Annotated in this window: 11 protein-coding genes; 5 read left to right on the top strand and 6 right to left on the bottom strand. The window is 60.8% G+C overall.

All coding sequences use genetic code 11. The annotated features are described in order from the left end of the window. Window positions 1-142: 142 nt before the first annotated feature. Window positions 143-1441 carry an MFS transporter gene (locus JFT86_RS07040; protein ID WP_201236262.1) on the bottom strand — a complete coding sequence of 433 codons (1299 nt, stop codon included), beginning with the start codon at window positions 1439-1441 and terminating at the stop codon, window positions 143-145. Between the two features lie 367 nt (window positions 1442-1808). On the opposite strand from JFT86_RS07040, the gene JFT86_RS07035 reads away from it, so the two are divergent. Next, complete coding sequence (locus JFT86_RS07035; RefSeq protein ID WP_003229628.1) at window positions 1809-2213, top strand: acyl-CoA thioesterase; 405 nt, start codon at window positions 1809-1811, stop codon at window positions 2211-2213. 58 nt (window positions 2214-2271) lie between these two features. Continuing rightward, complete coding sequence (locus JFT86_RS07030; RefSeq protein WP_201236261.1) at window positions 2272-3171, top strand: D-hexose-6-phosphate mutarotase; 900 nt, start codon at window positions 2272-2274, stop codon at window positions 3169-3171. Window positions 3172-3346: 175 nt separating this feature from the next. On the opposite strand, the gene JFT86_RS07025 is transcribed toward JFT86_RS07030, so the two are convergent. The 5 genes from JFT86_RS07025 to JFT86_RS07005 form a co-directional block, all read right to left on the bottom strand. Continuing rightward, window positions 3347-3883, bottom strand: a complete 537-nt coding sequence (locus tag JFT86_RS07025; RefSeq protein WP_201236260.1) for a DUF3299 domain-containing protein — start codon at window positions 3881-3883, stop codon at window positions 3347-3349. A gap of 93 nt (window positions 3884-3976) precedes the next feature. Beyond that, the gene (locus JFT86_RS07020) at window positions 3977-4222 is read right to left on the bottom strand and encodes a GlsB/YeaQ/YmgE family stress response membrane protein (RefSeq protein ID WP_003229635.1); all 246 of its coding nucleotides are present in this window, start codon (window positions 4220-4222) and stop codon (window positions 3977-3979) included. Window positions 4223-4332: 110 nt separating this feature from the next. After that, window positions 4333-5415 carry a 5-(carboxyamino)imidazole ribonucleotide synthase gene (locus JFT86_RS07015; protein WP_201236259.1) on the bottom strand — a complete coding sequence of 361 codons (1083 nt, stop codon included), beginning with the start codon at window positions 5413-5415 and terminating at the stop codon, window positions 4333-4335. Window positions 5416-5425: 10 nt separating this feature from the next. Further along, window positions 5426-5917 carry a 5-(carboxyamino)imidazole ribonucleotide mutase gene (gene purE / locus JFT86_RS07010; RefSeq protein ID WP_003229641.1) on the bottom strand — a complete coding sequence of 164 codons (492 nt, stop codon included), beginning with the start codon at window positions 5915-5917 and terminating at the stop codon, window positions 5426-5428. Window positions 5918-6248: 331 nt separating this feature from the next. Continuing rightward, window positions 6249-7157 carry a LysR substrate-binding domain-containing protein gene (locus JFT86_RS07005; protein ID WP_102902470.1) on the bottom strand — a complete coding sequence of 303 codons (909 nt, stop codon included), beginning with the start codon at window positions 7155-7157 and terminating at the stop codon, window positions 6249-6251. Between the two features lie 180 nt (window positions 7158-7337). On the opposite strand from JFT86_RS07005, the gene aspA reads away from it, so the two are divergent. The 3 genes from aspA to JFT86_RS06990 all read left to right on the top strand — a co-directional run bounded on the left by aspA (window position 7338) and on the right by JFT86_RS06990 (window position 11992). After that, the gene (gene aspA, locus JFT86_RS07000) at window positions 7338-8762 is read left to right on the top strand and encodes an aspartate ammonia-lyase (RefSeq protein ID WP_201236258.1); all 1425 of its coding nucleotides are present in this window, start codon (window positions 7338-7340) and stop codon (window positions 8760-8762) included. Between the two features lie 607 nt (window positions 8763-9369). After that, window positions 9370-10818 (top strand): alanine/glycine:cation symporter family protein, encoded by a 1449-nt coding sequence (locus JFT86_RS06995; RefSeq protein ID WP_201236257.1) that lies wholly within the window; start codon window positions 9370-9372, stop codon window positions 10816-10818. 169 nt (window positions 10819-10987) lie between these two features. Beyond that, complete coding sequence (locus tag JFT86_RS06990; protein WP_201236256.1) at window positions 10988-11992, top strand: asparaginase; 1005 nt, start codon at window positions 10988-10990, stop codon at window positions 11990-11992. The last annotated feature ends 55 nt before the right edge of the window (window positions 11993-12047 follow it).

The raw sequence follows: 12047 nt of genomic DNA, 5'->3' as shown, positions 1-12047 counted from the left end.
GAAAGGCCAGCATTCGGGTTTTTACTGGATGATTCGCGGTGCCCCATTCGCGAGCAGGCTCGCTCCCACAATTGAAATGCATTCCAAATGTAGGAGTGAGCCTGCTCGCGATGGCGTCAGAACACCTGATGCAGAGTCTGGATCAGCGCCCCTTCTTCCAGAGCCACGCCCCCACCAGAATCCCCATCGCGCACAGCACCGCCACATAGTAGGCAGGCCCCATCGCGCTTTCTTTGAGTAGCAGGCTGACCACCATTGGCGTCAGGCCGCCGAAGATCGCGTAGGCAACGTTATAAGAGAAGGACAGACCGCTGAAGCGCACCACCGGCGGGAACGCCTTGACCATCACGTAGGGCACCGCACCGATGGTGCCGACCAGCAGACCGGTCAACGCATACAGCGGGAACAGCCAGTTCGGGTGATCGGCGAGGCTGTGATAGAAGGTCCACGAACTGATGAGCAAGCCCAGGCAACCGAATACGAACACCCGGCCGGCACCAAACCGATCGGCCAGCGCGCCGGAAATGATGCAGCCCAGACTCAGGAACACGATCGCCAGGCTGTTCGACTGCAGCGCGACCGTCGGCGAGAAGTGATAAACGGTTTGCAGCACGGTCGGGGTCATCAGGATGACCACGACGATCCCGGCGGACAGCAGCCAGGTCAGCAGCATCGAGATCGCAATCGCGCCGCGATGGTCACGCAACACCGCGCGCAACGGCACTTCTTCGGCCAGCGCCTTGCGCAGTTGCAGCTCGGCGAACACCGGGGTTTCGTGCAGCCAGCGCCGGAGATAGACCGAGAACAGGCCGAACACGCCGCCAAGCAGGAACGGAATCCGCCAGGCGTAATCAGCCACCTCCACTGGCGTATAGATACTGTTGATCGCGGTAGCGACCAGCGAGCCAAGCAGAATACCGGCGGTCAGACCGCTGGTGAGCGTGCCGCAGGCGTAGCCCATGTGCTTTTGCGGCACGTGCTCGGAAACGAAAACCCACGCCCCCGGCACTTCGCCGCCAATCGCCGCGCCTTGAATGACCCGCATCAACAATAGAAGGATCGGCGCCCACATGCCGATTTGTGCGTAGGTCGGCAGCAGACCCATGATCAGGGTCGGCACGGCCATCATGAAAATGCTCAGGGTGAACATCTTCTTGCGCCCCAGCAGGTCACCGAAGTGCGCCATGACAATACCGCCCAGCGGCCGCGCCAGGTAACCGGCGGCGAAGATGCCGAAGGTCTGCATCAGGCGCAGCCACTCGGGCATGTCGGCCGGGAAGAACAGCTTGCCGACCACGGTGGCGAAGAACACGAAGATGATGAAATCGTAGAATTCCAGCGCACCGCCGAGGGCGGACAGCGACAGAGTCTTGTAGTCGTTGCGGGTCAATGGTCGTGCGGGTTGCTCGGGCTGCGCGAGGCTCGAAGGCGCTGTGGTCATGGCAAGGGCTTCTCTTATAGTCGGATCTACCGCCACAACAACGCTGGCTGTGACTTGGGCAGGTTCGGCACCATAGCAAATTGTTCGAAAAAGCACATAGAGGCGCGTATTTGACGGTGGAAATGAGAACCGGATGGTCGTCGCGGAGTCTACCGACCGATATACTCGCAACCTTGCTCCGGTTTGTAGGGGGTTGCTGTGCGAAAACGTTGCTGGATTGGCTTCAGTCGGTTTCGCAGAGTTTCCCCTTTAGGCGCCTTATGGAAAACGTGACGAACTTAGTATGTTCGGTGCTGAATCGTTTTTCCCGAAGACGGCTACCACCAGCAATACCAACGAAGAGTCACGGGTCAGAGGCACCCCCGGCATGATAGAGCTCGAACAAGAAGATCCGATCCCGCAAGGCGACCTGGCCCTGCAAATCACCGCACTTCCACGCGAAACCAACGGCTTTGGCGATATTTTCGGCGGCTGGCTGGTGGCGCAGATGGATTTGGCTGGTACCGCGATGGCCAGCCGTGTCGCAGGCGGCCGCGTCGCGACCGTCGCCATTGATCGTATGGCATTCCTGGTGCCTGTGGCGGTTGGCGCGCAATTGTCCTTTTACACCCAGACCCTGGAAATCGGCCGCAGCTCGATCCAGATGATGGTTGAAGTGTGGAGCGACGATCCGCTGTCCAGCGAGTGGCGTAAAGTCACCGAAGCGGTATTCGTCTTCGTCGCCATCGACGGCAGCGGCCGCACCCGTTCGGTACCACCGCGCGCGCGTTAAACATTGCGGCCGATTTGCGGTCGATAGTCGTCCCAAGTGTCTGATCGAGAGCTGTCCCATGAACACGCCCAACGTTGAAGCCGTGAAACTGGATGAACTGAACTGCTGGCGCATCCGCCACGGTCAGGCCGAAGTGCTGGTGGCCCAGCAAGGCGCGCACATCCTCAGTTATCAAATCGACGGCCAGCCGCCGATCATCTGGCTCAATGACAAGGCTGTGTTCAAGACCGGCAAAAGCATCCGTGCCGGCGTGCCGGTGTGCTGGCCGTGGTTCGGCATCTTCGAGCGCAATCCGCAGAGCGTTAAAGCGATGCGCGTCAGCGATGAACCAGCGCCGGCGCACGGTTTTGTGCGAGCAACCGATTGGGAATTGGGCGGCATCGAAGCCGAGGCCCATGGCATCAAGGTCGAATTCAAACTGCCTTGCCCGGACGGCGGTTTTGCCGGTTGGCCGCATGAGGTCGATCTGACCCTGACTCTGCGTCTGGATGATCAACTGCATATCAGCCTGACCAGCCACAACCGCGGCACCGACAGCGTCAGCCTCAGTCAGGCGTTGCACACCTATTACGCGGTCAGCGATGTGCGCAACGTACACGTCGAGGGTGTGGATGGCTTGAACTACATCGAGACCCTGGACAACTGGAACACCCACGCGCAGAAAGGCGATCTGCAGTTTGCCGGTGAGACCGACCGTATCTACCTCGACGCTCCGCCACAACTGAGCATCGTCGACCCGACGTGGGAACGGCGCATCGTGCTGACCGCCACCGGCTCACGCACTGCGGTGATCTGGAACCCGTGGATCGACCGTGCGGCGGCATTCAGCGATATGGATAACGATGGCTGGCAGCGCATGCTGTGCATCGAGACGGCGAATGTGATGGATGATGTGGTGAATCTGGCACCGGGTGCGAGCCACACCATGGGCGTCAGCGTCGGCAGCAAAACGCTCTAACCAACAACACCGTAAAACCAGATGTAGGAGTGAGCCTTTGTGGTGAGGGGATTTATCCCCGATGGCCTGCGGAGCAGGCCCCTGTTTTTGATTCAAAAGCGGGGTCGCTTCGCAACCCATCGGGGATAAATCCCCTCGCCACAGAGGCTGGCACACAGTTGTTTGGCGGTGACCGTTAAAGGTCAGATTCCTGCACCACCCGCACCTTGTCCGCTTCCAGCGCATACGCCGCGTCAGCCAGATCATTGCTGACCTTCTCGATCTTCAGCGTGCCGGTCACCCACAGCGGCGTGTAGATATCGTCCAGCTTCAAACCTTTCGGATAACGCACCAGCACCAGTTGATTCGGCGGCGGTGGCGGCACGTGGATACACGCGCCCGGGTACGGCACGAGGAAGAACAGCGTACTGCGGCCCTTGGCATCGGATTCCAACGGCACCGGGTAACCACCGATGCGGATGTGCTTGTCGTTCATCGACGCCACGGTTTTGGTCGAATACATCACCGCCGGCAGACCTTTGGCCTGCTTCATGCCGCCCTTATCGGTGAAGGTACCGGTGGCTTCAGGGGAGTTGTGGTCGATTTCGGGCATGGCCTCGAGGGCCTTTTGGTCCGACTTGGGCATCAGTTCGAGCCAGTCGGTTTCCGGCAGTTCGCCGGCGTGGGCCAAACCGCTGCCCAGAAAAAGGAGAGTCAACAGAAGACGGCGCATGAAGGTGCTCGGTAAAGAAAGGAGGGAACGTTGAATCGCCGAGCATTCTAGCCCTCCCGGCCACTTTGGCAGAGAGGGCTTTGTCGCTTTGGATCAGTTCTTTTTGATCAGGCCGTAGATCACCAGCAAGACGATCGCGCCGACCAGTGCGCCAATGAAGCCTGCGCCCTGACCTGCCTGATAGATGCCCAGGGCCTGGCCGCCGTAGGTGGCTGCCAGCGAACCGCCGATACCGAGCAGGATGGTCATGATCCAGCCCATGCTGTCATCGCCCGGTTTCAGGAACCGCGCCAGCAGGCCGACGATCAAGCCGATAAAGATGGTTCCGATAATTCCCATGGCAATTCCCTCTCAATGATAGATATGCGAAGCCTAGTCAGACTTTGGCATCCTGCCATGAGAGAACGGCGGCCCCTGAATGGTTCCGCCGCTGCCACATGAAACTGCCGTTACTCGGCGATCAGCGCTTCGACCTTGACGATCTGCGCCTGGAGGGTGGCCATGTCGGCGCAGCGCAGGTTGGCGTGACCGACCTTGCGCCCGGCCTTGAAGGCTTTGCCGTAGTGGTGCAGATGGCAATCTTCGATGGCGATGACCTTCTCGACCGGCGGAACAACGCCGATGAAATTGAGCATCGCGCTCTCGCCGACCTTGGCGGTCGAACCCAGCGGCAGACCGGCAACCGCCCGCAGGTGGTTTTCGAACTGGCTGCACTCGGCGCCTTCGGTGGTCCAGTGCCCGGAGTTGTGTACGCGCGGAGCGATCTCGTTGGCTTTCAGGCCACCGTCGACTTCAAAGAATTCGAACGCCATCACGCCGACATAATCCAGCTGCTTGAGCACACGGCTGGAGTAGTCTTCGGCCAATGCCTGCAACGGGTGATCAGTACTGGCGACCGACAGCTTGAGGATGCCGCTGTCGTGGGTGTTGTGTACCAGTGGATAGAACTTCGTTTCACCATCGCGGGCACGTACGGCAATCAGCGAGACTTCGCCGGTGAACGGCACGAAGCCTTCCAGCAGGCAGGCAACGCTGCCCAGTTCGGCGAAGGTACCGACCACGTCTTCCGGCTTGCGCAGGACTTTCTGGCCCTTGCCGTCGTAACCCAGGGTGCGGGTTTTCAGCACGGCCGGCAGACCGATGGCAGCCACGGCTGCGTCCAGATCGGCTTGCGACTGAATGTCGGCGAAGGCCGGGGTCGGAATCCCCAGATCCTTGAACATGCTTTTCTCGAACCAGCGATCACGCGCGATGCGCAGGGCTTCGGCGCTCGGGTAGACCGGGACAAATTGCGAGAGAAACGCCACGGTTTCCGCCGGGACGCTTTCGAATTCGAAGGTCACCAGATCGACTTCATCGGCCAGTTGGCGCAGATGATCCTGGTCGCCGTAATCGGCCCGCAGGTGTTCGCCCAAGGCGGCCGCACAAGCGTCCGGCGCAGGGTCGAGGAAAGCGAAGTTCATGCCCAGCGGAGTGCCCGCCAGCGCCAACATGCGACCCAACTGGCCGCCACCGATTACACCGATCTTCATCTCAACAACCTCAGGCAATACGTGGGTCTGGATTGTCCAGGACGCTGTCTGTCTGCTCGGCACGGAAGGTTTTCAGTACCGCGTGGAACTGCGGATGCTTGGCACCGAGGATGCTTGCCGAGAGCAGCGCGGCATTGATTGCGCCGGCTTTGCCGATAGCGAGGGTGGCGACCGGAATGCCCGCTGGCATCTGCACGATCGACAGCAGCGAATCGACGCCCGACAGCATCGACGACTGCACCGGCACGCCCAGCACCGGCAGGTGGGTCTTGGCCGCACACATGCCTGGCAAGTGGGCTGCGCCACCGGCACCGGCGATAATCACCTCGATGCCGCGGCCTTCAGCCTCTTCGGCGTACTGGAACAGCAGATCCGGGGTACGGTGGGCAGAGACCACTTTGACCTCGTACGGGATGCCGAGCTTTTCCAGCATATCGGCGGTGTGGCTAAGGGTGGACCAATCGGACTTGGAGCCCATGATCACGCCAACCAGTGCACTCATCGTCGCGCCTCTTCTCTCTGGGCGCCCGCAGGCGCGTCAAAAAACAACAAGCCACGCAGGTTGCGTGGCTTGGTTGTACGAAAAATGGCCGGACGTGCCGGCCGAAGGCCGCGCAGTATACCGCAAAGAAGCCAATAAACAGCCCCCGTCGCGACCATCTGTCATCTGCCGCAAAAGCCCGGTTTTATTGACTTTAAGGTCAGCGACAGAACACCACAAATCCCTTGTAGGAGTGAGCCTGCTCGCGATAGCGGTGTATCAGTCACATCATCGCTGAATGTGCTGACGCTATCGCGAGCAGGCTCACTCCTACATTGGATCTTTGTGCAAGTCAGGAAGCTTGTGCAGCGCCACCTTCCAGCTTGCGCCACAGCAGGCGCACGTTGGCCTTGCGCACCAGTGCGCAGCGATACAGACGGATCTCCAGCGGCACATGCCATTGCGGGCCACCACAGACGACGAGTTCCCCGCGAGCCAGTTCAGCGCGCACGCTCAACTGCGGCACCCAGGCGATACCGAGGCCCTCTAGAGCCATGCTCTTGAGGCTGTCGGCCATCGCCGTTTCATAGATGGTGGTGAAACGCAGCTGACGCTGACGCAACAAACCGTTCACCGAGCGTCCGAGAAAGGCCCCGGCGCTATAGGCCAGCAACGGCACGCTGGCCTCGCCTTCCAGATCGAACAGCGGCTTGCCGTCAGCATCCGCCGCGCACACCGGCAACATTTCGGTCTGGCCCAGATGCAGCGACGGGAAGATTTCCGGGTCCATCTGCATGGCCGCGTCCGGGTCGTAGAACGCCAGCATCAGATCGCAACCGCCCTCACGCAAGGCATGCACGGCGTCACCGACGTTGGTGGCGACCAGCCGCGTAGCGATGTTCAAACCTTCGTTGCGCAGTTGCGCGATCCAGCGCGGGAAGAAGCCCAGCGCCAGCGAGTGAGCCGCAGCGACCTGCATCACCTCGCCCTGCCCGCCTTCCAGATGATGCAGATGGCGCAGCACTTCGCCGAGCTGTTCGACCACGGTGCGTGCGGTCACCAGAAACAGTTGCCCCGCCGCCGTCAGCTCGACCGGCGTACGCGAGCGATTGACCAAGGTCAGCCCCAGTGCCGCTTCGAGGCTACGGATCCGTCGACTGAACGCCGGTTGCGTCACGAAGCGCCGTTCGGCCGCCTGCGAGAAGCTGCGGGTGGCGGCCAGAGCACTGAAGTCCTCGAGCCATTTGCTTTCCAGATTCATCACGTCCTCCCGGACACGCACCAAAACAGGTCACACGTCTGCCGCGCATGCGGCGTCACACGGGCATTATGCCGAATGTGCATAGGGCAGTGCTGAACAGCATTGGCCCAAAAATTCGCACAAGCCTAGCATTCGCAGCGTTCCGGCACAGACCGGGTCCATATCGAGATGATTTCTATCATGTCCTCCGCTGCATCTTTCCGCACAGAAAACGACCTGCTTGGCGCCCTCGACGTACCGGCTCAAGCGTATTACGGCATCCAGACCCTGCGAGCGGTGAACAACTTCCGCCTCTCGGGCGTTCCGATTTCGCATTACCCGAAACTGGTTGTCGGCCTGGCGATGGTCAAACAGGCCGCCGCTGACGCCAACCGCGAGTTGGGTCATCTGAGCGAAGCCAAGCACGCTGCCATCAGCGAAGCCTGTGCACGATTGATCCGCGGTGATTTCCACGAAGAGTTCGTGGTCGACATGATTCAAGGTGGCGCCGGTACTTCCACCAACATGAACGCCAACGAAGTGATCGCCAACATTGCTCTGGAAGCAATGGGTCACGAGAAAGGCGAGTACCAGTACCTGCATCCGAACGACGACGTCAACATGGCGCAGTCGACCAACGACGCCTACCCGACGGCGATCCGCCTGGGCCTGCTACTCGGTCACGACACCTTGCTGGCCAGCCTCGACAGCCTGATTCAGGCGTTCGCAGCCAAGGGCAAAGAATTCGATCACGTCCTGAAAATGGGCCGTACCCAGCTGCAAGACGCCGTGCCGATGACCCTCGGTCAAGAATTCCGTGCTTTCGCCACCACCATGGGCGAAGACCTGGCCCGTCTGAAGACGCTGGCCCCGGAACTGCTGACTGAAGTGAACCTGGGCGGCACTGCGATCGGTACCGGCATCAACGCCGACCCGCGCTACCAGGCACTGGCTGTGCAGCGTCTGGCGCTGATCAGCGGTCAACCGGTTGTACCGGCTGCCGACTTGATCGAAGCAACTTCCGACATGGGCGCCTTCGTGCTGTTCTCCGGCATGCTCAAGCGCACCGCGGTCAAGCTGTCGAAGATCTGCAACGACCTGCGCCTGCTGTCCAGCGGCCCTCGCACCGGCATCAACGAAATCAACCTGCCAGCGCGTCAACCAGGCAGCTCGATCATGCCCGGCAAGGTCAACCCGGTAATCCCGGAAGCCGTGAACCAGGTTGCATTTCAGGTCATCGGTAACGACTTGGCGCTGACCATGGCAGCAGAAGGCGGCCAACTGCAACTGAACGTGATGGAGCCTTTGATCGCTTTCAAGATCTTCGACTCGATCCGTCTGCTGCAACGCGCCATGGACATGCTGCGCGAGCACTGCATCGTCGGCATCACCGCCAACGAAGCGCGCTGCCGTGAACTGGTCGAACACTCGATCGGTCTGGTCACCGCACTGAACCCGTACATCGGCTACAAAAACGCCACCCGCATCGCCCGTATCGCCCTTGAAAGCGGCCGCGGCGTGCTGGAACTGGTGCGCGAAGAAGGTCTGCTCGACGAAGAGAGTCTCGCCGACATCCTGCGCCCGGAAAACATGATTGCTCCGCGTCTGGTTCCGCTCAAAGCCTGAGCCGACGCGTTACTTGTAGCACCGCTCACCAGGTCGAGGGACTAGACACCTCTCACCTTTTGAGGGCTTGGGGATCCGTCCCCAAGCCCTTTTTTTTAACTTTCTGATCCTGAGACCCGTATGTCTGGGGATTGCTCAATGTGGAAATAAGCCCTTGTGGCGAGGGGATTCATCCCCGATCGACTGCGAGGCAGTCGCAAAACCCTGCCACGCGTTGTACCTGATACATCGTGATTACAGGTTTTGGGGCCGCTACGCGACCCATCGGGGATAAATCCCCTCGCCACAGGGTTTGAGTCAACAGAGAAGCAGTCCCCGTACAAGCCCGGCGCCGGTAACGCCGGGTGTTTCAATGCCTCGTTTCGTCGCTTGCACCACTACCGTGCAGACGGGCGCGTCACTGATCGGTATAGTGCCGCCCCTCTTCGCGTGAGCGGTCGTCGGTAACGAGGCCATAACCCATGCGAAACCCGAACTAATAACAAACCCGCGAAATGGACCGGGACGAAACCCTCGCCTCGCCTGTCGTGCCGTGCGCAGACCGGTGTAACGCGATGTTTCTGAACATCCAGCATTTGCTTACACAATAAACAGCGAGGAAAAATCCATGCTCGAAGTCATTAACGACTTCCTCTCAGGGAAAGTACTGATCGTGCTCATTGTCGGGCTCGGTAGCTACTTCACGATTCGCTCGCGTTTCGTTCAACTGCGCCACTTCTTCCACATGTTCGCAGTGTTCCGCGACAGCCTCAAAGGCAGCGCCGGGCAACTCAGCTCGTTCCAGGCCCTGATGCTCAGCCTTGCCGGCCGTGTCGGTGCAGGCAACATCGCCGGTGTCGGCATCGCCGTGACCCTTGGTGGTCCGGGTGCGGTGTTCTGGATGTGGGTGACCGCACTGGTCGGCATGTCCAGCAGCTTCTTCGAATGCACCCTGGCCCAGGTCTACAAGCGCGCCGAAGGTGATGGCCTGTACCGTGGCGGCCCGGCCTACTACATCCAGCACGGCCTGAAACTGAAAGGCATGGCGGTAGTGTTCTCGATCCTGCTGCTGGTCACCTACGGCTTCGCCTTCATTGGCTTGCAGTCCTACACCGTGACCCACTCGTTGCAGAACGCCTTTGCCTTTAACCCACAACATACCGGTATCGTCCTCGCGGTGTTGCTGGCCATCACCTTCATCGGCGGCATCAAGCGCATCGCTTCGGTGTCCGACCTGCTGGTACCGATCAAGACCCTGGCTTATATCGGCGTGACCCTGTACGTGATCGGCACCCAGATCGAACACGTGCCAGCCATGCTGGAAACCATCTTCAAGAGCGCCTTCGGTCTCGACCCGGCCTTTGGCGGCCTGCTCGGCAGCGCCATCGTCATGGGCGTGAAGCGTGGCGTGTTCGCCAACGAAGCGGGTCTGGGCAGTGCGCCGAACGTCGCCGCAGTGGCTGCCGTGAAGCACCCGGGCGCCCAAGGCGTGGTTCAGGCTTTCAGCGTGTTCCTCGACACCTTCGTGATCTGCACCTGCACCGCGCTGCTGATCCTGCTGTCGGGTTTCTACACCCCGGGCTTCGAAGGTGACGGCATCGTCCTGACCCAGAACTCGCTGGCCGCCGTGGTCGGTGACTGGGGTCGGATGTTCGTCAGCGTCGCGCTGTCGCTGTTCGTCTTCACCTGCATCCTCTACAACTACTACCTGGGCGAAAACAGCTTGCAGTTCCTCACCCGCAACCGCGCCGCGCTGATGGTATTCCGCGGCCTGGTGCTGGCGCTGGTGGTATGGGGTTCGATGCAGGACCTGTCGACCGTGTTCGCCTTCGCCGACATCACCATGACTTGCCTGGCGTTCGTCAACCTGGTGGCCCTGGCCATGCTGTTCAAGGTCGGCATGCGCGTGATGCGTGACTACGACGATCAGCGCCGCGCCGGCGTCAAACAGCCTGTGTTCGACTCCAGCAAATTTACTGATCTGGATCTGGACCTGAAGGCCTGGCCGACCACTCAGCCGGCTGCCGCTGGCAAGACTGAAGTCGAGCCGCAAGGCGTGCCTGCAGCGCAACGCTGACAGGTGAATGACGGGCGCATCCCCTGCGCCCGTCAGTTATTGTGATGCAATACCTGTAGGAGCGAGCCTGCTCGCGATCGCTGTCTTTCAGCCAACATCCCTGTTGAATGATGAACCGCTATCGCGAGCAGGCTCGCTCCTACAATGTCATCTCTTGTGGAGACCTCAGATGATTGCCAATTCTTACCCCGCCGCCCAAAACGTCATGGTGCTCTACACCGGTGGCACCATCGGCATGCAGGCCAGCGCCAATGGCCTGGCCCCGGCGTCCGGTTTCGAAGCGCGGATGCGCGAGTACCTGCACAGCCAGCCAGAACTGGTCGTGCCGCAGTGGCGCTTTCGCGAAATGGCGCCGTTGATCGACAGCGCCAACATGACCCCGGCCTACTGGCAGCAACTGCGTGAAGCGGTGGTCGACGCCGTTGACGTGCAAGGCTGCGACAGCGTTTTGATCCTGCACGGCACCGACACGCTGGCCTACAGCGCTGCAGCGATGAGCTTCCAGTTGCTCGGCCTGCAGGCTCGCGTGTGCTTCACCGGCTCGATGTTGCCGGCCGGCGTCACCGACAGCGACGCCTGGGAAAACCTCAGTGGTGCGCTGGTTGCGTTGGGCCAGGGTCTGGCACCGGGCGTGCACCTGTACTTCCACGGCGAGCTGCTGGCGCCGACTCGTTGCGCGAAAGTGCGCAGCTTCGGTCGCCATCCGTTCAAGCGTCTGGAGCGTCAGGGCGGCGGCGTGAAAGCCCCCGCGATTCCAGCGTCGTTGAACTACAACCAGCCGAAACAACTGGCGAAGGTCGCCGTACTGCCTCTGTTCCCCGGCATCGGCGCCGAGGTCCTCGACGGCCTGCTCGACAGCGGCATTCAGGGTCTGGTGCTGGAGTGCTACGGCAGCGGCACCGGGCCGAGCGACAACCCCGCATTCGTCGCCAGCCTCGGCCGCGCACGGGATAACGGCGTGGTGGTTGTGGCGGTCACGCAGTGCCATGAAGGTGGCGTCGAGCTGGATGTTTACGAGGCTGGCAGCCGTTTGCGTGGTGTTGGCGTGTTGTCCGGTGGCGGCATGACGCGAGAAGCGGCGTTTGGCAAGCTGAATGGATTGCTCGGTGCCGGGCTTGAAACTCAAGAAGTCCGTCGACTGATCGAACTCGACCTCTGTGGCGAACTGATCTGACACACCACACGACCCTGTAGGAGTGAGCCTGATCGCGATGGCAATCTTTCATTCA

Source organism: Pseudomonas sp. TH06 (assembly GCF_016651305.1).
Classification (GTDB): Bacteria; Pseudomonadota; Gammaproteobacteria; order Pseudomonadales; family Pseudomonadaceae; genus Aquipseudomonas.
Note: the sequence above shows the minus strand (reverse complement) of the source record. Positions and strands in the feature narration are given on the sequence as shown.

What these genes read in the sequence shown, in the direction of transcription:
- JFT86_RS07040 (WP_201236262.1), bottom strand. Translation starts at nt 1,441, where the DNA reads ATGACCACAGCGCCTTCGAGCCTCGCGCAGCCCGAGCAACCCGCACGA.
- JFT86_RS07035 (WP_003229628.1), top strand. Translation starts at nt 1,809, where the DNA reads ATGATAGAGCTCGAACAAGAAGATCCGATCCCGCAAGGCGACCTGGCC.
- JFT86_RS07030 (WP_201236261.1), top strand. Translation starts at nt 2,272, where the DNA reads ATGAACACGCCCAACGTTGAAGCCGTGAAACTGGATGAACTGAACTGC.
- JFT86_RS07025 (WP_201236260.1), bottom strand. Translation starts at nt 3,883, where the DNA reads ATGCGCCGTCTTCTGTTGACTCTCCTTTTTCTGGGCAGCGGTTTGGCC.
- JFT86_RS07020 (WP_003229635.1), bottom strand. Translation starts at nt 4,222, where the DNA reads ATGGGAATTATCGGAACCATCTTTATCGGCTTGATCGTCGGCCTGCTG.
- JFT86_RS07015 (WP_201236259.1), bottom strand. Translation starts at nt 5,415, where the DNA reads ATGAAGATCGGTGTAATCGGTGGCGGCCAGTTGGGTCGCATGTTGGCG.
- purE (WP_003229641.1), bottom strand. Translation starts at nt 5,917, where the DNA reads ATGAGTGCACTGGTTGGCGTGATCATGGGCTCCAAGTCCGATTGGTCC.
- JFT86_RS07005 (WP_102902470.1), bottom strand. Translation starts at nt 7,157, where the DNA reads ATGAATCTGGAAAGCAAATGGCTCGAGGACTTCAGTGCTCTGGCCGCC.
- aspA (WP_201236258.1), top strand. Translation starts at nt 7,338, where the DNA reads ATGTCCTCCGCTGCATCTTTCCGCACAGAAAACGACCTGCTTGGCGCC.
- JFT86_RS06995 (WP_201236257.1), top strand. Translation starts at nt 9,370, where the DNA reads ATGCTCGAAGTCATTAACGACTTCCTCTCAGGGAAAGTACTGATCGTG.
- JFT86_RS06990 (WP_201236256.1), top strand. Translation starts at nt 10,988, where the DNA reads ATGATTGCCAATTCTTACCCCGCCGCCCAAAACGTCATGGTGCTCTAC.